Below are 26057 nucleotides of genomic sequence, written 5' to 3'. Positions count from 1 at the left end.
GGCGGTCGCCCCGGGTCAAGCCTCCAGCGTGAGGACCAGGTGCGTCGTCGCGGGGTCCCGCCGGGAGCGCAGGGCCGCGGTGGCGCCGCTCGGCGAGCGGTCGACGAGCAGCTCGACCGTGCTCGGGAGGAAGACCGGCTTCGTGAACCACACGTGGCTGCTCGAGGGCCCGAGCGAGCCCCGGCCGAGGGCGGCGAGGGTGCGGGCGCAGGTCCACATCCCGTGCGCGAGGTGCCGCCGGAAGCCCATGGCCCGGGCCGCCAGCGGGTGCAGGTGGATGGGGTTGACGTCGCCCGACACCCCGGCGTACTCGCGCCCCAGGTCGTCGGGCAGACGCCACACGGCGGCAGCCGGTCCGTCCGGAGCCGGCGGCGGGGCCTCGCCGCGCGGGGCGTCGTCGTCTCCACGTCCGCGTGAGAGGTAGACGCTGTCGCAGTCCCACACGAGCTCGTCGCCGACCCGCGCCTCGAGGTGCACGTCGAGCGTGCGTCCCCTGCGGTGCGGCCGCAGGGTCCCGGCGGTGACCTCCAGCGTCAGCGGCTCGGACGCGTCGAGGGCGCGGTGGGTGGTCACCCGGTTCTCGAGGTGCACCATCCCTGGCAGCGCGAGCGGGAAGTCGGGCCGGGTCATCAGAGCGGTCTGGAGCGGGAAGGCCAGCACCCACGGGTACGGCTGCGGCAGGGCGTCGGACACGGCGTACCCGGTGAGCCGCTGGTAGGCCGCCAGCCGCGACCGGTCGACGCGCACGTCGTCGACGCGCAGGGTCCGGGCCGGCACCTCGCCCCCGCTCCGGCCCCGCGCGGTCAGCGCCGCCCGGGCCAGCAGCGGCGCCGTCGACGGCAGAGCGGGCAGCGTCTCGACGGTCATCGTCACGCCCCGAGCAGGCTCTGCCCGCAGACGCGGACGACGTTGCCCGACACCGCGGCCTGCGCGTCACCGGCGAAGAAGGCGATGGCCTCCGCGACGTCGACGGGCAGCCCGCCCTGGCTGAGGCTGTTGAGCCGCCGGCCCACCTCACGGGTGGCGAGCGGGATGCGGGCGGTCATCTCGGTCTCGATGAACCCCGGGGCGACGGCGTTGACCGTGATCCCGCGCCGGCGCAGCCCGCGGTCGGCCGCGTAGCCGTCGACAAGCCCGATGACGCCGGCCTTGGACGCCGCGTAGTTCGCCTGCCCGCGGTTGCCCGCGACGCCGGCGATCGACGACACGAGCACGACCCGGCCGCCCTCGCGCAGGCCGTCCTTCGCGAGCAGGGCCTCGTTCATCCGCAGGATCGAGAGCAGGTTGACGCGCAGGACGGAGTCCCACCGGTCGGCGTCGGTGTTGGCGAGGAGCTTGTCGCGGGTGATGCCCGCGTTGTGCACGACGACGTCGAGGCCGCCGTGGCGGGTGCGGGCGTGCTCGAGGATCCGGGCGCCGGCGTCGTCGGCCGTGACGTCGAGCTGCAGCGCCGTGCCACCGACGGCGTTCGCGACGGCGGCCAGCGCGGCGCCGGCCGCGGGCACGTCGACGCAGACGACCGTGGCGCCGTCGCGGTGCAGCGTGCGCGCGATGTCGGCCCCGATGCCGCGGGCGGCCCCGGTGACGACCGCGACCTGGCCGGCGAGCGGGCGCTCGGCGTCCGCGGTGGCCGGGGCCTCGCCCTCGCCGACCCGGAACACCTGGCCGTCGACGTAGGCCGACCGCGCCGACAGGAGGAACGTGACCGTCCCGAGGGCCGCGGCCTCGGACCCGTCCGCGACGAGGACGAGGTTGGCCGTGGCGCCGGACCGCAGCTCCTTGCCGACCGAGCGGGTGATGCCCTCAAGGGCGCGTCGGGCGGCCCGCTGGGCGACGTCCGACGCCCCCTCGGGGTGGCGCCCGACGACGACGACCCGCGCACAGCGGCCGAGCCGCTTGAGGGCGGGCGCGAGCGTCCCGCGCAGCGACTCGAGGTCGGCCGGGGTCGTCGCGGCCGTCAGGTCGACGACCACCCCGCCGAGGCGACGGCCGTCCGGCACGGTGTCGACGAGCTCGGCTCCGGCAGAGACCAGCCCGTCACGCAGCGCCACCACGGCGGGGGTGTCGGCGTGGCCCCCGACGAGCACGGGGCCGTCGACGAGGGGCGCTCCCGGGGCGTACCTACGCAGCGGCACCGGCTGCGGCAGCCCGAGCGATGAGGCGAGACGGCGGCCGAGGCCGCTGTTGACGAACGAGGTGTAGCCGTCGGACCGGGGCACGTCAGGCCGCCTCGAGGATCGCGACGACACCCTGCCCGCCGGCGGCGCAGATCGAGATGAGACCCCGTGCGCCGGAGCCCTTCTCGTGCAGCTGCTTGGCCAGCGAGGCGACGATGCGGCCGCCGGTGGCCGCGAACGGGTGCCCCGCCGCGAGCGAGGAGCCGTTGACGTTGAGCTTCGAGCGGTCGACCGGGCCCAGCGGCGCGTCGAGGCCGAGCCGCTCGCGGCAGAACGCCGGGCTCTCCCACGCAGCGAGGGTCGAGAGAACGGTCGCGGCGAAGGCCTCGTGGATCTCGTAGAGGTCGAAGTCCTGCAGGCTCATCCCCTGGCGGGCGAGCATCCGCGGGACGGCGTAGGCGGGCGCCATGAGCAGGCCCTCCTCGCCGCCCAGGTAGTCGACGGCGGCGGTCTCGCCGTCGACGAACCACGCGAGGGGCCTCAGCCCGTGCGCGGCCGCCCACTCCTCGGAGCCGAGCAGGACCGCCGACGCCCCGTCCGAGAGCGGCGTCGAGTTGCCGGCGGTCATCGTCGCGTCGGGCCCGGAGCCGAACGCCGTTCGCAGCGAGGCCAGCTTCTCGAGGGTGGTGTCGGGCCGCAGGTTCTGGTCGCGCGTCAGGCCGAGGTACGGGGTCACGAGGTCGTCGAAGAAGCCGCGCTCGTACGCCGCGGCCAGGTGATGGTGGGAGGCCAGCGCCAGCTCGTCCTGCGCCTCGCGCGTGATGCCCCAGCGGGCGGCGGTGACGGCCATGTGCTCGCCCATCGACATGCCGGTGCGCGGCTCGCTCGCCACCGGTACCTGGATGCCGAGGTCGGTGGGGCGCAGGGCGATCGCCGCGCGGGCGCGGTCGGCCGGGGTCTTGGCCCGGCTGAGGCGCAGCAGCTTGCGGCGCAGCTTCTCGGGGACGACGACCGGGGCGTCGGACGCCGAGTCGACACCACCCGCGATACCCGAGTCGGCCTGCCCGAGCGCGATCTTGTTCGCGACGAGGATGGTGGCCTCGAGGCCGGTGCCGCAGGCCTGCTGGATGTCGTACGCGGGGGTCGCGGGCGCCAGGCTCGAACCGAGCAGGGCCTCGCGGGTGAGGTTGAAGTCGCGGCTGTGCTTGATGACGGCGCCGGCGACGACCTCCCCGACGCGCTCCCCCGCGAGCCCGTGGCGGGCGACCAGGCCCTCGAGCGCGGCGGTGAGCATGTCCTGGTTCGAGGCCTCCGCGTAGGGGCCGAACTGGCGGGCGAACGGGATGCGGTTGCCGCCGAGGACGGCGGCGCGGCGGGTGGTGGTCACCGGGTGGCTCCTGGGTGTGCCGGGCGACGGGGGCCCCGTCGCTGTATCCGGTACCGAAGGTAACAGGTACCGCCGGTCCCTGCTACCGTCGGGTCCCGTGACCTCGACCGCACCCCCCGACGGCCGCAGCGCCCGCTGGGACGAGCACCGGCTCGCCCGGCGACGCGAGCTGGTCGAGGCGACCGTGCGCGCCGTGCGTCGCCACGGGGCCCAGGTGGGGATGGACGAGATCGCGGCCGAGGCCGGGACCTCCAAGACCGTCGTCTACCGCCACTTCACCGACCGCGCCGGCCTCTACGCCGCGGTCGCGGACCGGGTCGACGGCACGATCATCCGCGGCATCACCCGCGCCGCCGGCGACGCGGGCAACGTGGCGCCCACCCGCGACGTCGTCCGCGCCGTCATCGGCGCCTACCTCCACCTCGTCGAGGACGACCCCGAGGTCTACCGGTTCATCGTCAACGCGCCGATCCTGCCGGCGGGCGAGCGGCCCACCGGTGACGTCGCCGCGGGGATGACCGGCCGGATCGCCGACCACGTCGCGGGCATCGTCGGCGCCGGGCACCTGTGGGGCGTGGCGCTCGTCGGGATGGTCCGGGCGACCGCCGACGCGTGGCTCGCCGACGGAGCGGCCTCGGCCGGTCGCACCGCCGACGAGCTGTCGGACGACCTCACCGACCTCGTGTGGGACGGGCTGCGTCCCCGCGTCTGACCGCTCTCAGGCCGACCACCACGGGCGCAGCGGCAGGTCGTGCCGTCCCTCGGCGTCGGTCTTGACGGCGAGCACGTGGTGCAGCTGGATCTCGTTGCGCTCGAACCCGAGCCGCGACCCGGCCATGTAGAGGCCCCACACCCGGGCCGTGCCCTCCCCCACCTCGGCGACCGCCTCGTCCCAGTGCTCCACGAGGTTGGCGCACCAGCCGGCCAGCGTCAGGGCGTAGTGCTCGCGCAGGTTCTCCTCGTGGAGCACCTCGAGCCCGGCGTCCTGCACCTCGCTGACGATCCGGCCGGAGCCGGTCAGCTCGCCGTCGGGGAAGACGTACCGGTCGATGAACGCGCCGGTCTCGGTGCGCCGGTTGTGCGGACGGGTGATGCAGTGGTTGAGCAGCCGACCCCCGGTGCGCAGCCGGTCGCGGACGAACCCGAAGTAGGTCGGGTAGTTGCGCACGCCGATGTGCTCGGTCAGGCCGATCGAGGACACCGCGTCGAAGCCCGTGTCGCGCACGTCGCGGTAGTCGCAGTGCCGGACCTCGGCGAGGTCCGCCAGCCCCTCGTCGGCGATCGCCTTCTGCGCCCACAGGGCCTGCTCGCGCGAGAGCGTCGCGCCGACCACGGTGACCCCGCGCCGGGCGGCGTAGCGGACCATCCCGCCCCAGCCGCAGCCGAGGTCGAGCAGCCGGTCGCCCGGCTGGAGGCGCAGCTTGTCGAAGACGAGCCGGTACTTGTTCTCCTGCGCCTCCTCCAGCGTCGCGTCCGCCGTGGGGTAGCACGCGCAGGTGTAGGTCATCGAGGGCCCGAGGACCATCTCGTAGAACCGGTTCGAGACGTCGTAGTGGTGGTGGACGGCGTCGGCGTCGCGCACCGCCGAGTGCCGCAGCCCCTCGGCCAGCCGGCGCCACCGCGGCAGGCTCTCCTGCGGCGGCGGGGGTGGCGGCGTGAAGCCCTTGACGCCGAGCATCCGCGACAGCTCGAGGACCTGCTCGCGCCCCGGGCGGCGGAAGCGGATGCTCGACATGGCCGCGAGCACGTCGTACGGGTCGCCCGGGTGCACGCCGTGCACCGTGAGGTCGCCGGTGACGTAGGCCCGCGCCATGCCGAGGTCCCCGGGCGCGGTCGCGAGGTAGGACATCCCCCGCGGGTTCTCGATGCGCAGCCGGACGTCGGCGCCGAGGGGCCCCACGCTGGACCCGTCGTACGCCTCGACGCGCAGGGGCAGGGGTCCGTCGACGACGGACTCGACGATCTGGGCGATGCTCACGCTTCTCCTCCGAGGTGGTCAGGCACCGCGCACGGCCTTCGCGTAGAGGTCGGGCAGCCGGTGGCCGGGGTCGTAGCGCTCCTTGAGCGCCGGGTAGTGGTCGCCGCCGTAGTGGCGCCAGAAGGTCTCCTCGTCGTAGAACGCCTCGGAGTACAGCGACTTGTGGCCGCCGAGGGCGTCCACGGCGTCCTCGATGCGGCGGTTGGCCGCTCCGCGCGGCTGGGTGGGGTCGACGGGCACGGTGGACCAGAAGCCGACGTTGACGTACCGCTCGCCGGGCCGCAGCGGGTACAGCGTCCAGGTGCGCTCGTCACGGAGCTGCAACGGGCACAGCCAGATCGGCTCGATGGGGACCTCCCGCAGGAACCACCGCAGGAACTCGGCGGTGCGCCCGAGCGGGATCTCGACGTCCTGGACGACCCGCTCGCGCGCCGGCCGCCCCCGGCGGGCCTCGAGCCGGTCGGCGACGTCGAGGCGGCGGTCGAGGGCGACGAGCCGCCAGTAGGCGCTCGAGCGCAGCCAGCGTCGGGGCCAGACGCGCCGCAGCGCGGGGTGCTGGGCGCCGAAGGCCCGCGAGCACCAGAACCAGTCGGTGTCCCAGCGCCAGAGGTAGTCGAGGGTGCTCAGGGTGTCGCGGGTCGGGCGCGGGCGGTCGTGCCGGATCGACCGGTAGAAGACCTGCTGCCCGGTGTAGTCGCTCGTCGGCCCGGGCTCGTCGCTGCGCCGCCCGAGGACGAGGTAGGACTCGGCGGCGCTGAAGACGACGCCGTCGACGTAGTCGACGTCCTCGCCGTCGTACGCACGGTTCGTCATCACCTCGTCGACCGCCGCGAGGAGGGCGTCGAGGTCGTGGAAGCGGACGTGGCGCAGCGAGACCGTGCGGCCGACGGGCTCGAGCTCGATGCGCAGGCGGGTGGCGTAACCGAGCGTGCCGTAGGAGTTGGGGAACCCGTGGAAGAGGTCGGGGTGCCGGTCGGTGGCGTCGCAGGTGAGGACCTCTCCGCTGCCGGTCAGCACGTCCATCTCGAGCACCGACTCGTGCGGCAGGCCGTTGCGCCACGAGGCCGACTCGATGCCCAGCCCGGTCACGGCCCCGCCGAGGGTGATGGTGCGCAGCTGGGGCACGACGAGCGGGGTGAGCCCGTGCGGGAGCGTCGCGTCGACGAGGTCCTCGTAGGTGCACATGCCCTGGACGTCGGCCGTGCCGGCGTCGGGGTCGACCGACACCACGCCGCCGAGGCCGCTGGTGTCCAGGCCCGGGACCCCGGTCGGGGTCCGCCCGCGGAAGAGGTTGCTCGTGCGCTTGGCGAGGCGCACCGGCGCGCCCGCGGGAATGGCCCGGTGGCTCGCGAGGAGCCGCTCGACCCCCGCGTCGTGCGCGGTGACGGCGACCGTGCTCACGCGTCGTGCTCCACGAGCTCGACGACGTCACCCACCCGGACCGTGCCGACGCGGCCGACCGCGGCGTAGAGCCCGGCGCACGCGTTGCCGGTGCCCTCGACCGCGAGGAGGGTGTCGCCGATCCGGACGACGGCGCCGGCCAGGCCCTCGACGTCGGCGGTCGGCGCGCTGAGGACGAGGTTGGCGCGGGTGTGCGGGGAGTCGTGGCCGACGATCGAGACGGCCGCGCGCTTGCGCCGGTCCCCCTCGAGGCCGTCGGCCGCCACGGCGACGGCGTCGTGCTCGACCGCTGCGCCACCCCGCTCGGGGAAGGTGTGGATGGCCCGGACGTTCAGCTGCATCCTCCATGGATACACCCGGACGCCGACGTCGGGCCCCTCCGTTTGTCACGGGTCGTGCGGTCGTGCTGGTGGTGGATGTGGAGGGGCTCGAACCCCCGACCTCTCGCGTGTGAAGCGAACGCTCTGACCAACTGAGCTACACATCCGCGCCGTGCGGCCTGCCGAGGATACCCGGCGCCGGGCGCCCGGCGGAAATCGGGGTGGGGCCGGGCCGCGGCGGCCCCTCAGAGGGCCAGGTGACCGTGGATCCAGGCCTCGAGACCGTCGGGCAGGAACGTCGGGACCCCGGTGAGCCGGAACGTCACCCAGAGGACGGCGACGACGAAGAGGAAGGTCGCGAGGGCCACGAGCGCCTGCACCCCGCGGGACTGCCGGCGCATCCACTGCTCCCACCGGCGCACCTGGCGCTTGACCCACTCGAGGAGGTCCGACGCCGGCTCGATCTCGGAGGCCCACACCCCGAGCCCGAGGATGACGATGAGCCAGCCCGGGCCGGGCAGCGGGACGAGCGCGAAGCCCCCGAGGACGAGCACGAGACCGACGACGGCGACGACGAGGCGCAGGGCGATGCGCGTTCCCGGGTTGGCCCGCAGGCGGGCGCGCCACGCCCACTCGTCGTGGTCGTCGGCGGGGCGGAAGAACGGGCCGCGGGTGCGGGTCTCGGTCACGGGTCGACTCCTTCGGCGGCGGCGTGACGGGCCCAGGCGGCCCGGACGGCGGTGGTCAGCGGGCCGGGGGCCGGCAGCGGCCGGCCGTCGACCGCGGAGACGGGCATGACGTCCTTGACGGACGAGGTGAGGAAGAGCTCGTCGGCCTCGGTGAGCACCGACAGGGGCAGGTCCTCCTCGCGCACCTCGACCCCCTCGGCGCGGCACCACTCGAGGACGAGCTCGCGCGAGATGCCGGCGAGGCAGCCGCTGGAGAGCGGCGGCGTGCGCACGACCCCGTCGGTGACGACGAAGACGTTGCTGCCGGTGCCCTCGCACAGCTCGCCCCGGGTGTTGGCGAAGAGGGCCTCGACGGCTCCCTGGGCCTGCGCGCGGGCGAGGGCGACGACGTTCTCGGCGTACGAGGTCGTCTTGAGGCCGGCCGTGGCCGAGCGCTCGTTGCGGACCCACGGCACGGTGACGACCGCCCCGGTGGCGGGCGGACGCGCGTGCTCGACGGCGGTGACGATGTACGTGAGGCCGGCGTCCAGCCGGTCCGACCCGAGCGGGCCACGGCCACCCGTCACCGTCCAGCGCAACCGCCCGAACGGGATGGCCGGGCCGTCGAGCACGGCGGCGATGCCCTCGCGGACGCGGCCGTGGTCGGCCGGGGGCAGCCCGAGCCCGGCGAGCGAGCGGTCCATCCGGGCGAGGTGCCGGCTCACCGCGTACGGCGTCCCGGCGTCGATCTTCGCCGTCTCGAACGCGCCGTCGCCGACGGTCACGCCGTGGTCGACGGCACTGACGGCGGGACCGTCGGCCGCCACCCGGGCACCGTCGACCCACACGCGGATGTCGTTCATGCGCACACTGTCCCAGACGGGAGCGGCCCCCCGCCCGCAAGGGCGACGAGACGCGCCGCCTTGAGCTCGGTCTCGGCCCACTCGCCCTCCGGCGAGCTCCCCCACGTGATGCCGGCGCCGGTGCCGAACCTCAGCACGCGACCCCGCGTGCCGGTGCGGGCGGCCCAGAAGGTGCGGATGCCGACCGCCAGCTCGGCCTCGTCGCGGTCGGCGTCGACCCAGCCGACCGCGCCGCAGTAGGGGCCCCGCGGCACGGGCTCGAGGTCCGCGACGGCCTGCAGCGCCGTGTGCTTCGGTGCGCCGCTGACCGACCCGGGCGGGAAGGTCGCCGCGAGCAGCTCGCGCCACCCGGTGCCGGGCCGCAGGCGGCCCGCGACGTCGGAGGTCAGGTGCACGAGCCCGGGGTGCTGCTCGAGCCGGCACAGCGCCTCGACGTCGACCGTCCCCGGGCGGCAGACGTGGCCGAGGTCGTTGCGGACGAGGTCGACGATCATCACGTTCTCGCTGTAGTCCTTCGCGAGCAGCGCGTCGGCGGTCGGTGCCGTCCCCTTGATCGGCCCCGACTGCACGAGGTCACCGCGCCGGTGCAGGAACAGCTCCGGTGAGGCACAGGCGATCTCGAGACCCGCCTCGGGGAGGTCGAGCGTCGCCGAGAACGGCGCGGGGTTGCCCCGCTCGAGCAGGGCGCCGAGCGCGAGGACGGAGGCGTCGTCGGGCAGATCGTGCTCGAGCACCCGGCAGACGTTGACCTGGTAGACCGTCCCGGCCGCGATGCGTCGCCGCACCTCCTCGACCGCCGCGACGTAGGCGGCACGGTCCAGGCTCGTGCGCCACTCCCCCGCCAGCCCGGTCCAGGCACCCGCCGCCGGCTCCGGCGCGTCGCGGCGGACCTCCCCCATCCGGACCGCGGTCAGCTCGCCCTCGAAGGTCACGACGACGGCCCAGAAGCCGCTCGTCAGCTCGCCGGGGTCGTGGACGACGGCCTCGACGCCCAGGGCCTCGAGGCCTGCGAACCGCGCGACCGCCACGCCGAGCATCGTAGGGGCGCACGCAGCGGGCCCGAGACCGGTGGGGTGCTCACCCCACCGGTCCCGGGCCCGTCGTGCGTCGTCGGCGCGTCAGGCGCGGACGGTGGCGTCCGCCTCGAGGGCCGCGGCGACCCGGCGGTGCGCCTCCCAGATCTCCTCGGGCAGGTTCGCGAACTGCTTGAGGTGCTCCTCGCGGTGGCCCATCTCCTCGCGCCAGCGCTGCACGTCGACGTCGAGGATGGTGTCGAGGTCGTCCTCGTCGATCTCGAGCCCGGCGAGCTCCAGCTCGTCCTTGGTCGGGATGATGCCGACCGCCGTGCGGCGACCGGTGACCTCGCCCTTCTTCAGCTGCACGAGCCAGAGGAGGGCGCGCAGGTTCTCGCGGTAACCGGGCCAGAGGAAGTGCCCGTCCTCGTCGTCGCGCTGGAACCAGTTGACGTGCGCGAAGATCGGCTGGTCCTTCGCGGCGCCGACGATCTTCAGCCAGTGCGCGGCGTAGGGGCCCTCGGGGTAGGACATGAAGGGGCGCATCGACATCGGGTCGTAGCGCAGCTTGCCGTCGACGCCCTCGGCGGCGAAGGTCGCCTCGGCGCCGAGCGTCAGGCCGTCGTAGACGCCCTCGGCGAGGTCGGTGATCGCGCGGACCAGCGGCTCGCGGTCGCGGGTGCGGCCGCCGAAGATGATGGCGTCGATCTTGACGCCCTTCGGGTCCTCGAAGTCCGGCGCCACGTTGGGCACGTTCGCGAGGGTCGTCGTGAACCGCGAGTTCGGGTGCGCCCAGGGGTCGCCCGCCTCGTCGGGGCTGCGGTCGGCGATGACCTCGCCCTTCCAGTCCCGCCAGCCGGTGACGTCGGCGGGGCGCTCGGGGGTCTTGCCCTCCCACCACACCTCGTGGGTGCTCTCGTTGTACGCGACGTTGGTGAAGAGCGCCTGCGTGCCCTCGGCGATGGAGTCCAGCGCCGTCGGGTTGGTCTTCTCGTTGGTGTCCTTGGCGACGCCGAAGACCCCGTTCTCGGGGTTGAGGCCGTAGAGCTGGCCGTCGCTCGGGTCGACCCAGAGCCACGCGATGTCGTCGCCGTAGAAGCTGACGTGGTAGCGGTCGCCGAGCGCGTCCGGCGCCAGCGTCATCGCGAGGTTGGTCTTGCCGGAGGCGCTGGGGAACCCGCCGCAGACGTGGTGGGTCTCGCCGGTCTCCTTGTCGGTGATGCCGAGGAGCATGAACTGCTCGCCGAGGAACTCGCCGGACGCCCAGCCGTCGTAGGCCGCCTGGCGCAGGCCGTGGGCGATCTTGCCGAGGAGGGCGTTGCCGCCGTAGCTGCTGCCGAAGTGGAGGATCGTGCGCTCGTCGGCGACGGTCACGAAGTAGCGCTTGTCGTCGGGCGTGCCCTGGCCGAGGTTCGGCAGGTCGCCCGTCACGTGGACGGCGCGGACGAACATCTCCTGGTCCGCGAGCGAGTTGATGTGGTTCACGCCGACCCGCGCCATCCGGATCATGTGGAGGCACACGGTGCGGTTGTCGGTGATCTCGACGCCGGCCGCGAACCGCTCGAGCGGGCTGCCGGGAGGCGCCATGAGGTAGGGGATGACGTACATGGTCTTGCCGGCCATGGCGCCCTGCATGTGGCCCTCGACGACCGGGCGGATCTCGTCGCTGTGGCGCCAGTTGTTGTAGACGCCCTCGTCCTCGGGGCGGCTCGTGGCGACGATGGTGCGCTCCTCGGAGCGGGCCGTGTCCTTGGAGTAGCTGCGCGAGTAGTAGAGCCCCTCCCCGGCCGGCTCGATCTCCCCGGCCTCGAGGGCCTCCCGCACGAGGCGGGCGTCGTCGGACGCGGAGACCACCTCGATGCGCTCGGCGCCGAGGAAGCCCGCCCAGTGACGGACGTACTCCCGGACGCTCTCGTTGGTCAGTCCCGCTTCATCCAGGGACTTCTCCAGGTCGGCCACAATGCTCACCCTTTTCGGTCGTCACGCAGGTCGGCCCGAGGGCGGCACCACGACACCGTGCATCCCGCCCTGCGAGACAGCCATTGCACCGTAGGCCCCGGTGGCTGGTCCACGGTCGAAGCGTTTCGACGCGGGAGTCCTTCGTCACATCCGCCGACGCACCAGAGATCCTGCTCACACCTACCGGTCGGTTACGTGTGATGTAAACGATTTCGCCTGTGCGACAACGATGTCAGCGGCGTCGCGCGAGCCGGCGGGCCGCGTGGTCGTCGGCCTCCGCGATGGCGTCGCGGTCGAGACCGGCAGCGGTCGTCGCGTCCGGCGCCCCACCCCCACGGACCGCAGGCCACCACCATGCGGACGCCGGGTCCGCCGGCGGGTCGGGGTAGCGGTCGACGAGCTCCTCCACGAGGGCCGCCAGCCGGGCGTGCAGGCGGTCGGTCAGCTCCTCCTCACCCTCGCCCGGCAGCGGCCGCAGCGGCTCGCCGACGACGACACCCACCCACCGCCCGCGCCGCAGCGAGAACCGCCCGCCGACCGTCAGCACCCGGTGCAGGCCCCAGTGCGCGACGGGCACGAGCGGCGCCCCGGTCTCCAGCGCCAGCCGGGCCGCTCCCGGTCGCAGGTCGGCGCGCTCCTTGAGCGTGAAGGCGTGGCCGATGGTGGCCTCGGGGTAGACGCCGACGACCTCGCCGGCGCGCAGCAGCCGCAGCGCCCGCACCGCGGCGGCCGCACCGGCCCGCCGGTCGACGGGCACGTGCCCCATGGCCCGCATCAGCCACCCGGCGAGCGGCGCCCGGAAGACCGACTCCTTGGCGAGGAAGCGCACCAGCCGCCCCCGGCGCACGGCGGGCAGGCCGACGACCGCGAAGTCGGCGAAGCTCTGGTGGTTGGCCGCGACGACGACGGGCCCCGAGACCGGCAGGCGCTCGGCGCCGCGCACCTCGACCCGCAGGCCGAGCACGCGGAAGAGCACCTGCGCCGTGGCGACCACGGCGCGGTAGGGACGGTCACGGCGGGCGCTCACGCAGGAGGTTCGTCCCGACCGGGCCGGTCGGATCGCCCGGCACGCGTGCGGGGTCCCCCACCCGGGTAGACAAGACCCGTGACCGACGTGCGCAGCCGCCTCGAGGAGACGACCACCCCCGACCACCCCGAGGGGGCCGTCGTCGTCCTGCACGGCGGCGGGAGCCGGGCCGCCGACGTGCCCGTGAGCCCGACGCAGCTCTCGGTCCTGCGGATGGTGCCCGTCGCCGGGCGCCTGGCCGCTGCCGGACGTCGGCGGCTCGCGGTGTGGCGGCTGCTCAACTCGACGCGCGGCTGGGCCGGCCGGCCGAACCCCGTCGACGACGCCCGCTGGGCGCTCGACCGCGTCACCGAGCGGCTCGGGGACGTGCCCGTCGCCCTCGTCGGCCACAGCCTCGGCGGCCGGGCCGCGCTGCTCGCCGCCGACGACGAGCGCGTGCGGGCCGTCGTCGGGCTCGCGACGTGGCTCGCACCCGGCGACCCCGTCGGCCCGCTCGCGGGCCGCGACGTCCTCCTCGTCCACGGCGACGCCGACCGGGTGGCCCGCCTCGCCCCGGCGCGCGAGGTCGCCCGCGCGCTCTCTCCCGAGGCGCGCGGCGGCCTCGTCACGGTCCCCGGCGGCAGCCACTCGATGCTGCGCCACCTGAGCACGTTCGACGGCCTGGCGGCCCGCTGGGTGACGGCCTCGCTCCTGCGCGACGACCCCGGCCCGACCCTCGCTCCCCTGCTCGAGCGCCGCGAGCGCGAGGTCACCGCCTGAGCGCGCCGCTCAGGCCTGCGGCGTGCCCGACCGGCCCTCGGCCACCTCGGGGTGGATGCTGCGCGACTGGGCGCGCTCGTAGCGCCGGGGCAGCCACTCGCGGGGGTCGACCTTCGGGAGGATCTTCGCGATCGCCAGCGCCACGTACATGACGGTGTTGAGCGCGACGAACACGCTGAGCACGCCGAACCACGTGGAGAAGATGGTCTCCTGGGGGAAGAGGATGCCGGTGGTCATCGGCCGTCCCCGCCCGTGACGAGGACCTTGCCGTCGGCGGTCCGGGTGACGTGCGACCACTGGGCCTGGCGCCCGACGAGGATGTCGGCCACGCCCTTGAGGAACACGAGGGTGAGGAAGGTCGCGTAGACGAGCTCCGGGAAGAGGGTGAGGGCGACCAGGCGCGCGCGCCATCCGCCGCGCCACGCGGTGACGACCCGCTCGACGACGAACAGCCCACCGACCCCGAGCCAGAACGGGAACCAGACCCACTCGTCGAGCGACATCGCCATCGTGAAGATCGCGGCGTAGTAGCCGAGCAGCGCGACGGCGCCGTACCCGATCCCGAACTGCTGCACCCAGTACCGCGAGGTCTGCGGCGTGATGCCGTAGGCGCCGAGGTTCTCGAGGGCGCCGCGCTGCCAGCGCAGCCGCTGGTGCCAGATGGCGCTCCAGGTCGGCATCACCTCGGTGACCACCGTGCACTGCTCCGGGGAGGTCATGAGGGCCCCGAGGGACTTGAGCGCGAGCGTCAGCTCGTTGTCCTCCGTCAGCGCGACCGTGTCGTAGACGTCGCCGGGCACGCCCGGCAGCAGCCGGCCGCGCTGGTCCGCGACCTCGCGCAGGGCGGCCGAGCGGAAGACCGACGCCGTCCCGGTGAGGACGAAGAGGCGCCCCCGACGCCGGCGGATGTCGCGGCTGTAGCGGATGTACTCGTTGCGCTGGAACTGGCCGAGGAGGCCGTGGCCGTCCTCGCCCATGAACAGGCCGCCGATGGCCATGAGCGCGCGGTCGTCGGTCATCCGCCGCTTGGCGGTCTCGATGTACTCCCGGCCGATGACCGTGTCGGCGTCCATGACCATGACGGTGTCGTTCTCGCCGAGCTCGGGCAGGTAGCGCGTGAGCGCCTGGTTGAGGCCGCCGGCCTTCTTGAGGGTGTTGCCGACCGTCGCGAAGACCTCGACGCCCGCCGCGCGGGCGAGCTCCTCGGTGGCGTCGGTGCAGTTGTCGGCGACGACGACGACCCGGTCGGGACGGGTCGTCTGCTCCTGCAGCGACGCGAGGGTGGCGACGATGCGGTCGGCCTCGTTGTGCGCGGGGATGAGGACGGTCACCGTGACCGGCCCGTGGAAGACCCCCTTGGTGCGGGCCATGACGAGCTTGGGCGCCAGCGGCGTCTCGCCCGAGTTCTCCGAGCGCCGGTAGCGCTTGGTGATCCGGCTCTCGACCAGGGCGACCCCCGCGGCCAGGAGCAGCGCCAGGGCCACCGCGGCGACGAGCAGCTGGGTCGACGGGGCCTGGGTGTCGTAGAGCACCTGCCACACGCCGAAGACGGCCCCCTCGGTCGGCGGGCGCCGCGCCGCCGGGTCGGTCAGCGTCAGGGCGAACCACAGCATCCCCGCCGCGGCCGCCGCCATGAGCACCACGAAGATGCCCGTCCCCCGCTGCAGCCGGTTGCCCTTCATCGGTCGTCCCTCCCGTGGGTGGCCGCGTCCGCGGCCCGTGTCGTCACTCCTGCGGTGCTCCGGGCAGCGACGGCCGGGGACGTGAGGTCCAGCAGGTGCCTCGCGACGAAGTCGTCGAACGGGACCGGCTCTCCGAGAAGGAAACCCTGAGCGTAGTCGATGCCCAGGTCACGGACCACGTCGAGCGTCTCCCAGCGGCCGACGAACTCGGCGACCGTGCGCTTGCCGAGGAAGTGCGCGATGCGCACGATCGACTCGAGGATCGCGCGGTCGGTGTCGCTCTGGTCGGAGTCGGCGACGAACTCGCCGTCGATCTTCACGACGTCGAAGCGCATGTGCTTGAGGTAGGAGAACGACCCGAAGCCCGTCCCGAAGTCGTCGAGCGCGAACCGGACCCCCAGCGCCCCCAGGCGGGCGGCGAACGCCCGGGCGGCGGGGACGTCGGAGACCGCCGCCGTCTCGGTGACCTCGATGACGAGCGACCCGGCGTCGATGGCGTGGAGGGCCAGCCCCTCGACGAGCTCGGCCTCGACCCCCGGGTCGCCCATCGAGCGCCCGGAGAGGTTGACCGCCAGCGTCATGCCGGGAGCGGCGTCCTGGAGGCGCCGCAGCATCGCGATGCCGTGCCGGACCACCCACGCGTCCATGAGGGGGGCGAGCCCCGTCCGCTCGGCGATGTAGACGAAGCGCCCCGGCGGCACCGGCTCCCCCTCGTCGACGAGCCGCAGCAGCGCCTCGGCCCCGGTGACGCGGTTGGTGCGGACGTCGACGATCGGCTGGAGGTGGAGCTCGAAGAGGTCGTGGTCGATGGCGTTCTCGAGCCGGGAGCGCCACGCCAGACGGGCACCGGAGCGCGGCTCCGACCGGGCGGACTGGCCGAGCAGGACGTACCGGTTGCGCCCGTCGTCCTTGGCGTCGTACATGAGCATGTCGGCCAGGGCGAGGATGTCGGAGTCCTGGCTCGCGGCGTCCGCGAACGTCACGACCCCGACGCTCGCGGTGACGCGCCGGTTGACGCCGTCGAGGGTCGAGGTGTGCGCGCGCACCCGCTCCACGATGTCCGCGGCGACGCGCTCGGCGGCCTCGCGGTCGGCGTCGGGCAGGAGCACCGCGAACTCGTCGCCTCCCAGCCGGGCGACGAGGTCGGACGCCGGCACCGTGGCCCGCAGGACATGACCCGTCGAGACGATGAGCTGGTCGCCCGCGGCGTGGCCGAGGGTGTCGTTGACGTCCTTGAAGTTGTCGAGGTCGAGGAGGATGAGCGCGCCCGTCGGCCCGTAGCGCTCGCAGCGGCCGTGCTGGCGCTCCAGGTCCTCCTCGAAGCGACGGCGGTTGGGCAGCCCGGTCAGCGCGTCGTGCTCGGCGAGGTGGGTGAGCCGCTGCTCGTAGCGGTGCCGCTCCGAGACGTCGATGACGTTCATGACGACGACGCCGTCGGCCTCGTCGCGCTCCTCCCCGGCCGAGAGCACCCGGCTGGTGAGGCCCACGCGCACGTCGACGCCGTCGGGCCGCGTGAGGACCCACTCGTCGCGCACGAGCCGCCCGTTCTCGTGCACGACCCGCTCGAGGTGGCGGGCCACGTCGTCCGGGTGGCGGGGCGAGAGCCGGTCGACCGGCAGGCCGACGAGCTCGTGGAGGGCGTGGCCGGTCACCTCGGCGAGGCTGTCGTTGGCGCGGAGGATGCGCCCCTCGCGGTCGAGGACCGCGATGCCGTGGGGTGCGTCGGCCACCAGCCGCTCCGAGCGCTCGCGGGCGGCGTCGAGCTCGGTGACGCGGCGGTGCTCCTCCGTGCTGTCGTGCAGGACGACGAGGGCGCGGTCGGGGGCGCGGGTGTCGAGGTCGCGCAGCGGGACGGCGTGCACGGTGACCATGCGCGGTTCGCCGCTCTCGACGTCCTCGAGGATGACGAGCTCGTCCACGACCCGCTCGCCGCGCAGGGCACGGCCGGGGGCGCCCGGGTCGCCGGAGACGCCGCCGTCGGTGAGGGCCGCCGGCGGGCGCGCCGCGAACCCGTCCGGCAGCGGCGGGCCGAGCCAGCGCTGGGCCGCCGTGTTGAGCGGACGCATCCGACCCAGGCGGTCGACCACGGCGAGGGCGTCCGGGATGGTCTGGGTGATGGTCACGAGGTCGGCCGCCTGGATGCGCGCCGACCGCCGCGAGACCGAGAGCGACTCCAGGAGGCGGTCGCGATCGGCCTGCACGGTCGCGACGACCACGGCGAGCCCGGAGGCGAGGATCATGTACGCCTGCAGCACGAGGGCCCGTGCGGCGTCGTCCTCGATCGCCCCGAACGGCCCGCCGCCGGCGAAGCGGACGAGGAAGAAGGCCCCGAGGGCGACGACCGCCCCGTGCGCTCCCGCGAGGGGCACCGGCAGCCGCAGGCCGCTCCAGAGCAGGAGGGCCACGGGCAGGAAGGCCAGCGGGAGGGTGTGGTCGGTCCCGAAGACGGCCCACACGACCGGCAGCGTCACCGCGACGACGACGGCGAACTCGACGAGCTGGGCGTAGCTGACCCGACGGCCCAGCCGCCGCATCGTCAGCCCCGGGCCGGTGAGCACCGCGATCGCGGCGCCGTTGCGCAGCACCCACGCGAGCGCCGTCGACACCGTGACGGACGACGCGTCCCCGAGGTGGAGGGCGAGGACCGCGACGAGCGCGCTGACCACCGTGGCGACGAACCCGGCGAGCAGGAGGCGCCAGAAGTCCGACAGGCCGACGTAGCGCTCGGCGCCCCAGCGCTCCCCCGCCCCGGCTCGGCGACTCGTCCGGACACGCGTCTCGCTGAACGCCAGCCGCGTGCCCACCGCGACGACCGCGTTGGCCACCCCGAGCCCGAGGGCGGTCGGCCACGCGAACCCGGTGAGCCCGTTGCCGACCGCGGCGACGACGCCCGCCACGACACCCACGAGGGCCAGCTCGCGCCGGTCGCGGGCCAGCAGCCCCCACAGGGCGCCCACGCCGGCGGCCGGCCAGAACAGCGCGAGACCGGTCGCGGGGTCGACGGCGCCACGTCCGAGCACGGTGGCCACCAGGTAGGCGGCACCGAAGGACAGGGACCGGAGCAGCATGCAGGACCTCGGGAGACAGGGAGACGAGGGTCGGGCCCATCATGGCCCGACACGGCCGAGTCGGCAGGTCGGGGCGCGCGGGCCTCCCGCTCCTATCGGGCGCGGGGCGCCGGACCTGAGGCCGTCGGAGCCGCCGTCCACGACGTGACCGCACCCCCTCGATCTCATTCTCCGAAAGCGCTGCGCGAAGTCCTAGCAAACCAATAGGCTTTGTATGGCGGGCAGGGGTCCGCAACCACACGAGCTGTGCAGGAGCAGATGATGACGAGCCGACGTACCGCGATTGCCGCAGCCCTCACGGGGGTCACCCTCCTGGCGAGTGCCTGCGCCGGGGGCGGTGCCAGTGACACGGTGGGCGCCGCCGGCGACGCCGGTGGGGGTGGGGCCGCCACGACGACCCTCAACCTCTACGCCTACGCCGTCCCCAAGGTCGGCTACGACAAGCTGATCCCCGCCTTCCAGGCGACCGCCGCCGGCAAGGGGGTGCAGTTCCAGCAGTCCTACGGCGCCTCCGGCGACCAGTCGCGCAAGGTCGCCGCCGGGGCCGAGGCCGACCTCGTCAACTTCTCGGTCGAGCCGGACATCACCCGGCTCGTCGACGCCGGCCTCGTCGACAAGGGCTGGAACGCGAACGAGCACCAGGGCATCCCCTTCGGCTCCGTCGTGACCATCGTCGTGCGCAAGGGCAACCCCAAGGGCATCAAGGACTGGGACGACCTGCTCGAGCCGGGCGTCGAGGTCGTCACCCCCAACCCGTTCAGCTCGGGCTCGGCCAAGTGGAACCTGCTGGCGCCGTACGCCGTGAAGAGCAACGGCGGGAAGGACGTCCAGGCCGGCCTGGACTACGTGGGCTCGCTCGTCAAGGAGCACGTCAAGGTCCAGCCCAAGTCCGGTCGCGAGGCCACCGAGACCTTCCTCCAGGGCAGCGGGGACGCCCTGCTCAGCTACGAGAACGAGGCGCTGTTCATCGAGCGCAACGGCGACCCGGTCGAGCACGTGACGCCCCCGCAGACCTTCAAGATCGAGAACCCGGTGGCCGTGCTCAGCACGAGCAAGAACGCCGCGAAGGCGCAGGCCTTCGACGACTTCCTCTACACGCCGGAGGCGCAGAAGCTCTGGGCCGAGGCCGGGTTCCGCCCGGTCGACCAGACCGTCGCGGCCGACTTCGCCGCGGACTTCCCGACGCCCGAGAAGCTCTGGACGATCGCCGACCTCGGCGGGTGGAGCACGGTCGACAAGGCCCTGTTCGACAAGGAGAAGGGCTCCATCGCCACGATCTACAACGACGCGACCCAGTGAGCTGAGCCGTGTCGACCACCACCCAGCCGGTCGGGGCTCCCCCGACACCGGCTCCACCATCGGCCGCCCCGGCCGGCGCCCCCCACCAGGGAGGGGGGCGCCGCCGGGGCGGTCCCGGGGGCCGCGGCCTCGGGCTCGGCGTCGTGGGGCTGTGGCTCAGCGTCATGGTGCTGCTGCCCCTCGCTGCGCTCACCGTCCGCTCCTTCGACGACGGCCTGTCGGGCTTCTGGGACGCCGTCACCGCCCCGGCCGCGCTCGCGGCGCTCGAGGTCACCCTCGGCGTCTCCGTCGTCGTCGCCCTCGTCAACGCCGTGATGGGCACGCTCGTCGCCTGGGTGCTCGTCCGCGACACCTTCCCCGGGCAGCGCGTGGTCAACGCCCTCATCGACCTCCCGTTCGCGCTGCCGACGATCGTCGCGAGCATCGTCCTGCTCTCCCTCTACGGGCCGAACAGCCCGGTCGGGGTGCACCTCAACGCGACCCGCTGGGGTCTGGGGGTCGCGCTCGCGTTCGTCACGCTGCCGTTCGTCGTCCGGTCGGTCCAGCCGGTCCTCATCGAGCTCGACCGCGACGTCGAGGAGGCGGCGGCCTCCCTCGGGGCCTCCAACGTGACGATCTTCCGCCGGGTCGTGCTGCCCTCGCTGGGCCCCGCGCTCATCTCGGGCACCGGGCTGGCCTTCGCGCGGGCCGTCGGCGAGTACGGCTCGGTCGTCCTCATCGGCGGCAACATCCCGCGCGAGACGCAGGTGGTCTCGCAGTACATCCAGCAGCAGATCGAGATCGACAGCCCGGTCGCCGCGGCCGCGGTCTCGGTCGCCCTGCTGTCGGTCTCCTTCCTCACCCTGTTCGTCCTGCGGCTGTGGGCGACGCTGAGCCAGCGACGGGAGGCGAGCACCGCATGAGGACCTCACGCCGCGCCACGCTCACCCTGCGCACGCTCGCCCTCGTCTACCTCGTCGGGCTCCTGGCGGTGCCGATCGTCGTCATCCTGTGGCGCACCTTCGGCGAGGGGGTCGGGGCGTTCCTCGGCTCGATCCAGACGCCGGCCGCCGTCTCCGCGCTCAACCTCTCGCTCCTCATCGTCGCGATCACGGTCCCGCTCAACGTCGTCTTCGGCGTCGTCACGGCCATCGCCCTGGCCCGCTGGCGGGTGCCGTTCCGCGGCGTCGTCCAGGCCGTGGTCGACCTGCCGTTCGCGGTGTCCCCCATCGTCGTCGGCGTCTCGCTCATCATGCTGTGGGGCGCCGGCGGGTGGTTCGGGGGTCTCGAGGCGAGCACCGGCATCAAGGTGATCTTCGGGCTGCCCGGCATGGTCATCGCGACCGTGTTCGTCACGCTGCCGTTCGTCGTCCGTGAGGTGGAGCCCGTGCTCCACGAGATCGGCACCGAGCAGGAGCAGGCCGCCGCGACCCTCGGTGCCACCGGCTGGCAGACGTTCTGGCGGATCACCCTGCCGGCCATCCGGTGGGGGCTCACCTACGGCGTCGTCCTCACCGTCGCCCGCGCGCTCGGCGAGTTCGGCGCCGTGATCATGGTGTCCTCCGGCTTCCCCGGCGTCAGCCAGACCCTCACCCTGCTCGTCCACTCGCGCTACATCGACGACCACAACACCTACGGCGCGTACACCGCGGCGACCCTCCTCATGGGGCTCGCGCTGCTCACGCTGCTCGGCATGACACTGCTCGACCGGAAGAGGACCTCCCGATGATCACCGTGACCGACGCCCGCAAGACCTACGGCGACTTCGTCGCGCTCGACTCCGTCGGGCTCGAGATCCCGGCCGGCTCGCTCACCGCCCTCCTCGGGCCGAGCGGGTCCGGCAAGTCGACGCTCCTGCGGTCGATCGCCGGGCTCGAGGACCTCGACGGCGGCGTGGTGCGGATCAACGGCGAGGACGTCACGCACCAGCCGCCGCAGCGCCGCGGGATCGGGTTCGTCTTCCAGCACTACGCCGCGTTCAAGCACATGACCGTCCGCGACAACGTCGCTTTCGGCCTGACCATCCGCCGGCGCCCCAAGGCCGAGGTGGCCCGCAAGGTCGACGACCTCCTCGAGATCGTCGGGCTCGACGGCTTCCAGCACCGCTACCCGGCCCAGCTCTCGGGCGGCCAGCGGCAGCGGATGGCGCTCGCCCGGGCCCTGGCCGTCGACCCCCAGGTCCTCCTCCTCGACGAGCCGTTCGGGGCGCTGGACGCCAAGGTGCGGGCCGACCTGCGCCGCTGGCTGCGCCGCCTCCACGACGAGGTGCACGTGACGACCGTCCTCGTGACCCACGACCAGGAGGAGGCGCTCGACGTCGCCGACCGGATCGCGGTGCTCAACAAGGGCCGGATCGAACAGGTCGGCGACCCGGTCACCCTCTACGAGCGGCCCGAGAACGACTTCGTCATGTCCTTCCTCGGCGCGGTGTCACGGCTCGGCGACCGGCTCGTGCGGCCGCACGACATCGTGCTCGAGCGCGACCGCGCGACCGCCCTCTCGCGGCAGGCCGCCGAGGGGGCCACCGGGCCCGTGGTCGAGGCCCGGATCGAGCGGGTCGTCCGCCTCGGCTTCGAGGTGCGCATCGAGCTGACCGCGGCCGACGGCGAGCGGTTCGTCGCCCAGGTGACCCGGGGCGAGGCCGAGCACCGGCGCTTCGCGGCGGGCGAGGACGTGCTCGCGTGGGCCCTGCGCAGCGAGGAGCCGGTCGGGGCAGAGCCCGTGGCATGACGGAGGGCCTCTGTGCAGGGACGCCTCGTCCCGCCCGCCACAGCGCGGTCCTCGGCATCTCGGCGCGCACCGACTACGCCGTCCGGGCGATGCTCGCCCTCGCCGACGCGCGGGCGGAGGGCCTCGCCCGGACGAGCGCGGAGCAGCTCGCGCAGGGGCAGGGCCTCCCCCGCAAGTTCCTCGAGGCCATCCTCCTCGAGCTGCGGGTCGCCGGTCTCGTCACGAGCCGGCGCGGGCCGCGGGGTGGCTACGTCCTCGCGCGACCCGCACCGGACATCACGCTCGGGGACGTCTTCCGGGCGGTCGACGGCCCGCTCGCCGAGGTGCGCGGGCTGCGACCGCAGGACACCGCCTACGAGGGCGTCGCCGAGCACCTCCCGGCCCTGTGGGTCGCGGTGCGCTCCAGCCTGAGCGGCGTGCTCGACGGGACGTCGCTCCAGGACCTCCTCGACGGCGACCTCCCGCCCCACGTCGCGCGCCTCGTCGAGCAGCCCGACTCCTGGGGCGGCCGCTGACCGGGACCCGGCCTGAGCGGATCTTGACCGAACCTTTCTGGAGCGGGGCCGGCGACGGTCGATGAGGTAGCGACCCCACCGGCACGGGCCGTCGTGGGGCACCAGCAGAGGGACGGACCCCATGAGCGCTGCACCGCTGACGTCGACGAGCACCCGAGGCCTCGGCTCGGTCCTGCTCGCCCCCGTGGTGGCGGTCGTCGGTCGCCTGCGCCTGGCCTCGCGCCTGCTCCTGCTCACGGCGGTGCTGCTCGTGCCGACCCTGCTGCTCGGCCACTCCTACCTCGCCCTGAGCGGTCCGGACATCACCTTCGCGCAGGCCGAGCGCGAGGGCGCCGCGGTGCTGCACCCGGCCCTCGAGATGATGGCGCAGCTGGCGAGCGGTCAGCGGCCCGACGTCACGGCCCTGCGCAGCGCGGTGGCCGAGCACCCCGGGCTGGACCTCCAGGACGAGATGGCCGCGGTCGACGCCAAAGTCGCCGCGGCGGCGACCCCGGCGGGGGCGGCCGCGGCCGCGCAGGCGCTCGCGGAGCTGGTCGACTCGACGCTGACGTCCTCGTCGGCCCTCCTCGACCCCGACCTCGACTCCGCCACCCTCGTGGACGCCACCTTCGTCGAGCTGCCCGACCTCCTGCTCGAGGCGACGCAGGCCCGGGTGCCGGCCCAGGGCTCGCTCGACGAGCGCGTCGCCGCGCGGGCGCTGCTGGCCGGGGCGCTGCGCAAGCACGCCAAGGACCTGCTCGACGACGTCGAGACCGTCCTCGCGAGCACCGAGCGCACGACGCTGTCCCGGGAGGTCCAGGGGCTGCGCGACGTCGCCGCGGCGGCGGACGCCCTCGGACGGGCCGTCGCCGGCGACCTCGAGAGCGAGTCCGCCGTGGACGTCGCCACGCTCGCCGCGACGACGACCGGTGCGGTGGGGCCGTCGGTCGACGCGTTCGACGCGCTGCTGGCCACCCGCCTGCAGGAGCTGTCCACCGCCCAGCGCGAGGACCTCGTCGCCACCGTCGCCTCCCTCCTCCTCGCCCTGTGGCTCGTGGCCGGCACCACCGTCCTGACCCGCCGCGAGGCCGGCCGCACAGTCCGCGCCGTCCAGGCCCTGGCCGACGGCGACCTGCGCCCCCAGACCCTGCCCGAGGGCCGTGACGAGTTCGGCGACGTCGGCCGCTCCCTCGAGGCCGCCGTCACCCGGCTGCGCACCATGATCGGCTCCATCAGCGAGGACGCCGTCACCCTCGCCGCCGCCAGCGAGGAGGTCTCCGTCGCCTCCGCCTCCATCGCCTCCGCCGCCCAGCACACCAGCGCCCGCGCCCAGGTCGCCTCCGGCGCCGCCGCCGAGGTCTTCGCCCACATCGACTCCCTCTCCGCCGCCTCCACCGAGTTCGGCGCCTCCATCGGCGAGATCTCCCACTCCGCCTCCGAGGCCGCCCGCGTCGCCCAGCAGGCCACCGACCTCGCCCACCAGACCAGCACCACCGTCGAGCAGCTCGGCCGCTCCTCCGCCGAGATCACCGACGTCATCGGCCTCATCCGCGCCGTCGCCGAACAGACCAACGTCCTGGCCCTCAACGCCACCATCGAGGCCGCCCGCGCCGGCGAGGCCGGCCGCGGCTTCGCCGTCGTCGCCGGCGAGGTCAAGGACCTCGCCCAGAAGACCGCCGCCGCCACCGCCGACATCACCGACCGCGTCCACCAGATCCAGACCGACGGCGCCGCCGCCGCAGCCGCCATCGGCCAGATCACCACCGTCGTCGCCCAGATCACCGACCACCAGACCGCCATCGCCGGCGCCGTCGAGCAGCAGAGCGTCACCGCCACGGAGATCAGCCAGCGCGCCGTCCAGGCCGCCACCCGCTCCGGCGACATCACCGACTCCGTCGGCGTCGTCGCCGAGACCGCCCAGGTCACCAGCGGCTCCGCCGCCGACTCCCAGACCGCCTCCCTCGAGCTCGCCCGGATGAGCACCCAGCTGCAGACCCTCGTCGCCCAGTTCCAGCACTAGGACGACACGGCGTCGCCGAGCACCTCCCGCAGGAGGTGCAGGCACTCGGCGACCGTGCGGGCGCGCACGGCGTCGCGCGAGCCGCCGAGGAGCAGCCGGCGGTGCTCCGTCCGACCGGCGCTGCTCGCGCAGACGTGGACGAGGCCGACCGGCTTCTCGGGGGTACCGCCACCGGGGCCGGCGACACCGGTGACCCCGACGCCCCACGTCGTCCCGAGGCGTTCGCGGGCCCCGCGGGCCATCGCCTCGGCGACCTGCGGGCTCACGGCGCCCACTTGCCGCAGCAGGTCCTCGGGCACCCCGACGAGGGCGGTCTTGGCCGCGTCGGCGTAGGTGACGAAGCCACCGACGAGGTGGGCGGAGGAGCCCGGGACGTCGGCCACCCGTCCCGCGAGCAGCCCGGCCGTGCAGGACTCGGCGAGGGCCAGCGTCGCGCCCGTGCTGCCGAAGAGATCGAAGACGACCTCGTCGACGGTGCGCCCGTCGGTGCTGTAGACGGCGCCCCCGAAGGCGGCGACGAGGGCCCGCTCGAGGGCGTCGTAGGCGGTCTGGGCGTCGGGTGCGTACCGCGTGACGACCTCGAGCTCGCCCTCGCGCAGGCAGGTCGTGATCTCCAGGCCGTCCAGCCCGTCGGCGTCCTCGTGCCCGCGCAGGACCTCGGCGAGCTCGGCCTCGGGCGGACCCCAGATGCGCACCGTCGCCTGCCGCAGCTCCTCGCGACCGCCGAGCGCCGCGAGGACGAGGGCGTCGCCCACGGCGTCCTCCCACATCGGGCGCAGCTCGCCGGGCGGTCCCGGCAGGACGAGCACCGGCGGGCCGTCCTCCGCGGGCACGACCAGCCCCGGCGCGGTGCCGACCGGCTCGAGGACGCGCGCACGCTCGGGCACCATCGCCTGCTTGCGGACGCCCCGCGCCATCGTCTCCGACGGGGTGCCCCACCCCCGCGCCGCCGTCAGCGACGCCACCCGCGCGGCGATGCGCGCCTCGAGGTCGGGGTCCAGCCGCAGCGGCCGGCCCTGCACCTCGGCGACCACCTCGGCGGTGAGGTCGTCGGCGGTCGGGCCGAGCCCACCGGTCGTGATGACGAGGTCGTGGCCCACCGCCAGGTGGCGCAGGGCGGCCGCGAGATCCTCGCGGCGGTCCCCCACGACGACGACCTGGCCGACGTCGACCCCGAGCAGCCGCAGCCGCTCGGCCAGCCACGGACCGTTGCGGTCGGTGACCCGGCCGGTCAGCACCTCGGTGCCCGTGACGACGATGCCCGCGCGCGCTCCCATGCGCCCGAGCCTACGT

General features: G+C 74.2%; 23 protein-coding genes and 1 tRNA gene. 8 read left to right on the top strand and 16 right to left on the bottom strand.

All coding sequences use genetic code 11. The annotated features are described in order from the left end of the window. Positions 1-15 precede the first annotated feature (15 nt). The 3 genes from HL663_RS12500 to HL663_RS12490 are packed head-to-tail and all read right to left on the bottom strand — an operon-like array spanning position 16 to position 3504. The gene (locus HL663_RS12500) at positions 16-867 is read right to left on the bottom strand and encodes a MaoC/PaaZ C-terminal domain-containing protein (RefSeq protein WP_173030154.1); all 852 of its coding nucleotides are present in this window, start codon (positions 865-867) and stop codon (positions 16-18) included. Between the two features lie 2 nt (positions 868-869). Next, positions 870-2219: a 3-oxoacyl-ACP reductase gene (locus HL663_RS12495; RefSeq protein WP_173028685.1), complete on the bottom strand. Its 1350-nt coding sequence runs from the start codon at positions 2217-2219 to the stop codon at positions 870-872. Between the two features lies 1 nt (position 2220). Then, the gene (locus tag HL663_RS12490; RefSeq protein WP_216842561.1) at positions 2221-3504 is read right to left on the bottom strand and encodes an acetyl-CoA C-acetyltransferase; all 1284 of its coding nucleotides are present in this window, start codon (positions 3502-3504) and stop codon (positions 2221-2223) included. Between the two features lie 97 nt (positions 3505-3601). On the opposite strand from HL663_RS12490, the gene HL663_RS12485 reads away from it, so the two are divergent. Next, positions 3602-4216 carry a TetR/AcrR family transcriptional regulator gene (locus HL663_RS12485; RefSeq protein ID WP_286175601.1) on the top strand — a complete coding sequence of 205 codons (615 nt, stop codon included), beginning with the start codon at positions 3602-3604 and terminating at the stop codon, positions 4214-4216. Between the two features lie 6 nt (positions 4217-4222). On the opposite strand, the gene HL663_RS12480 is transcribed toward HL663_RS12485, so the two are convergent. The 9 genes from HL663_RS12480 to HL663_RS12440 form a co-directional block, all read right to left on the bottom strand. Next, a complete protein-coding gene (locus HL663_RS12480; RefSeq protein WP_173028684.1) occupies positions 4223-5482 on the bottom strand; it encodes a class I SAM-dependent methyltransferase in 1260 nt (419 codons plus the stop codon). Between the two features lie 18 nt (positions 5483-5500). Next, positions 5501-6883, bottom strand: coding sequence for an FAD-binding oxidoreductase (locus HL663_RS12475; RefSeq protein ID WP_173028683.1), 1383 nt, complete (start codon positions 6881-6883; stop codon positions 5501-5503). Next, positions 6880-7224 carry a hypothetical protein gene (locus HL663_RS12470; protein WP_173028682.1) on the bottom strand — a complete coding sequence of 115 codons (345 nt, stop codon included), beginning with the start codon at positions 7222-7224 and terminating at the stop codon, positions 6880-6882. The genes HL663_RS12475 and HL663_RS12470 overlap by 4 nt, the downstream gene beginning before the upstream one ends. A 69-nt stretch (positions 7225-7293) precedes the next feature. Next, positions 7294-7370 (bottom strand) — tRNA-Val (locus HL663_RS12465). Positions 7371-7448: 78 nt separating this feature from the next. Continuing rightward, on the bottom strand, positions 7449-7892 hold the full coding sequence (locus tag HL663_RS12460; RefSeq protein WP_173028681.1) for a TIGR02611 family protein: 444 nt from the start codon (positions 7890-7892) through the stop codon (positions 7449-7451). Next, positions 7889-8734: an aminotransferase class IV gene (locus tag HL663_RS12455; RefSeq protein ID WP_173028680.1), complete on the bottom strand. Its 846-nt coding sequence runs from the start codon at positions 8732-8734 to the stop codon at positions 7889-7891. The genes HL663_RS12460 and HL663_RS12455 overlap by 4 nt, the downstream gene beginning before the upstream one ends. Next, positions 8731-9771: a chorismate-binding protein gene (locus HL663_RS12450; RefSeq protein ID WP_173028679.1), complete on the bottom strand. Its 1041-nt coding sequence runs from the start codon at positions 9769-9771 to the stop codon at positions 8731-8733. Before HL663_RS12450 ends, HL663_RS12455 begins: the two co-directional genes overlap by 4 nt. Positions 9772-9852: 81 nt before the next feature. Next, positions 9853-11706, bottom strand: coding sequence for a phosphoenolpyruvate carboxykinase (GTP) (locus HL663_RS12445; RefSeq protein WP_173028678.1), 1854 nt, complete (start codon positions 11704-11706; stop codon positions 9853-9855). Between the two features lie 232 nt (positions 11707-11938). Beyond that, entirely contained in the window at positions 11939-12733 is a 795-nt protein-coding gene (locus HL663_RS12440; protein WP_173028677.1) for a lysophospholipid acyltransferase family protein, read from the bottom strand. Positions 12734-12811: 78 nt separating this feature from the next. Between HL663_RS12440 and HL663_RS12435 the strand changes: the two genes are divergently transcribed. Further along, positions 12812-13492 (top strand): alpha/beta hydrolase, encoded by a 681-nt coding sequence (locus HL663_RS12435; protein ID WP_173028676.1) that lies wholly within the window; start codon positions 12812-12814, stop codon positions 13490-13492. Positions 13493-13501: 9 nt separating this feature from the next. Here the strand turns inward: HL663_RS12435 and HL663_RS12430 are convergent, their stop codons facing one another. The 3 genes from HL663_RS12430 to HL663_RS12420 are packed head-to-tail and all read right to left on the bottom strand — an operon-like array spanning position 13502 to position 18242. Next, positions 13502-13729, bottom strand: coding sequence for a hypothetical protein (locus HL663_RS12430; RefSeq protein ID WP_216842559.1), 228 nt, complete (start codon positions 13727-13729; stop codon positions 13502-13504). Beyond that, positions 13726-15174: a glycosyltransferase family 2 protein gene (locus HL663_RS12425; RefSeq protein ID WP_173028675.1), complete on the bottom strand. Its 1449-nt coding sequence runs from the start codon at positions 15172-15174 to the stop codon at positions 13726-13728. Before HL663_RS12425 ends, HL663_RS12430 begins: the two co-directional genes overlap by 4 nt. Beyond that, a complete protein-coding gene (locus tag HL663_RS12420) occupies positions 15171-18242 on the bottom strand; it encodes a bifunctional diguanylate cyclase/phosphodiesterase (RefSeq protein WP_173028674.1) in 3072 nt (1023 codons plus the stop codon). Before HL663_RS12420 ends, HL663_RS12425 begins: the two co-directional genes overlap by 4 nt. Positions 18243-18593: 351 nt before the next feature. Between HL663_RS12420 and HL663_RS12415 the strand changes: the two genes are divergently transcribed. The 6 genes from HL663_RS12415 (at position 18594) to HL663_RS12390 (ending at position 24764) form a co-directional block, all read left to right on the top strand. After that, positions 18594-19541, top strand: a complete 948-nt coding sequence (locus HL663_RS12415; protein ID WP_286175599.1) for a sulfate ABC transporter substrate-binding protein — start codon at positions 18594-18596, stop codon at positions 19539-19541. Between the two features lie 164 nt (positions 19542-19705). Continuing rightward, positions 19706-20443: a sulfate ABC transporter permease subunit CysT gene (cysT, locus tag HL663_RS12410; RefSeq protein WP_286175597.1), complete on the top strand. Its 738-nt coding sequence runs from the start codon at positions 19706-19708 to the stop codon at positions 20441-20443. Further along, positions 20440-21249, top strand: a complete 810-nt coding sequence (locus HL663_RS12405; protein ID WP_173028671.1) for a sulfate ABC transporter permease — start codon at positions 20440-20442, stop codon at positions 21247-21249. The genes cysT and HL663_RS12405 overlap by 4 nt, the downstream gene beginning before the upstream one ends. After that, entirely contained in the window at positions 21246-22250 is a 1005-nt protein-coding gene (locus tag HL663_RS12400; RefSeq protein WP_173028670.1) for a sulfate/molybdate ABC transporter ATP-binding protein, read from the top strand. The genes HL663_RS12405 and HL663_RS12400 overlap by 4 nt, the downstream gene beginning before the upstream one ends. Further along, complete coding sequence (locus HL663_RS12395; protein ID WP_173028669.1) at positions 22247-22765, top strand: RrF2 family transcriptional regulator; 519 nt, start codon at positions 22247-22249, stop codon at positions 22763-22765. The genes HL663_RS12400 and HL663_RS12395 overlap by 4 nt, the downstream gene beginning before the upstream one ends. 121 nt (positions 22766-22886) lie before the next feature. Then, positions 22887-24764 carry a methyl-accepting chemotaxis protein gene (locus HL663_RS12390; protein ID WP_173028668.1) on the top strand — a complete coding sequence of 626 codons (1878 nt, stop codon included), beginning with the start codon at positions 22887-22889 and terminating at the stop codon, positions 24762-24764. Here the strand turns inward: HL663_RS12390 and HL663_RS12385 are convergent. Next, on the bottom strand, positions 24761-26041 hold the full coding sequence (locus tag HL663_RS12385) for a competence/damage-inducible protein A (RefSeq protein WP_173028667.1): 1281 nt from the start codon (positions 26039-26041) through the stop codon (positions 24761-24763). The two genes, HL663_RS12390 and HL663_RS12385, sit on opposite strands and share 4 nt — an antisense overlap. Positions 26042-26057: the final 16 nt, after the last annotated feature.

This window comes from Arthrobacter sp. NEB 688 (assembly GCF_013201035.1).
Lineage (GTDB): Bacteria > Actinomycetota > Actinomycetes > Actinomycetales > Dermatophilaceae > Phycicoccus.
This window is presented reverse-complemented; position numbering and strand designations above follow the sequence as displayed.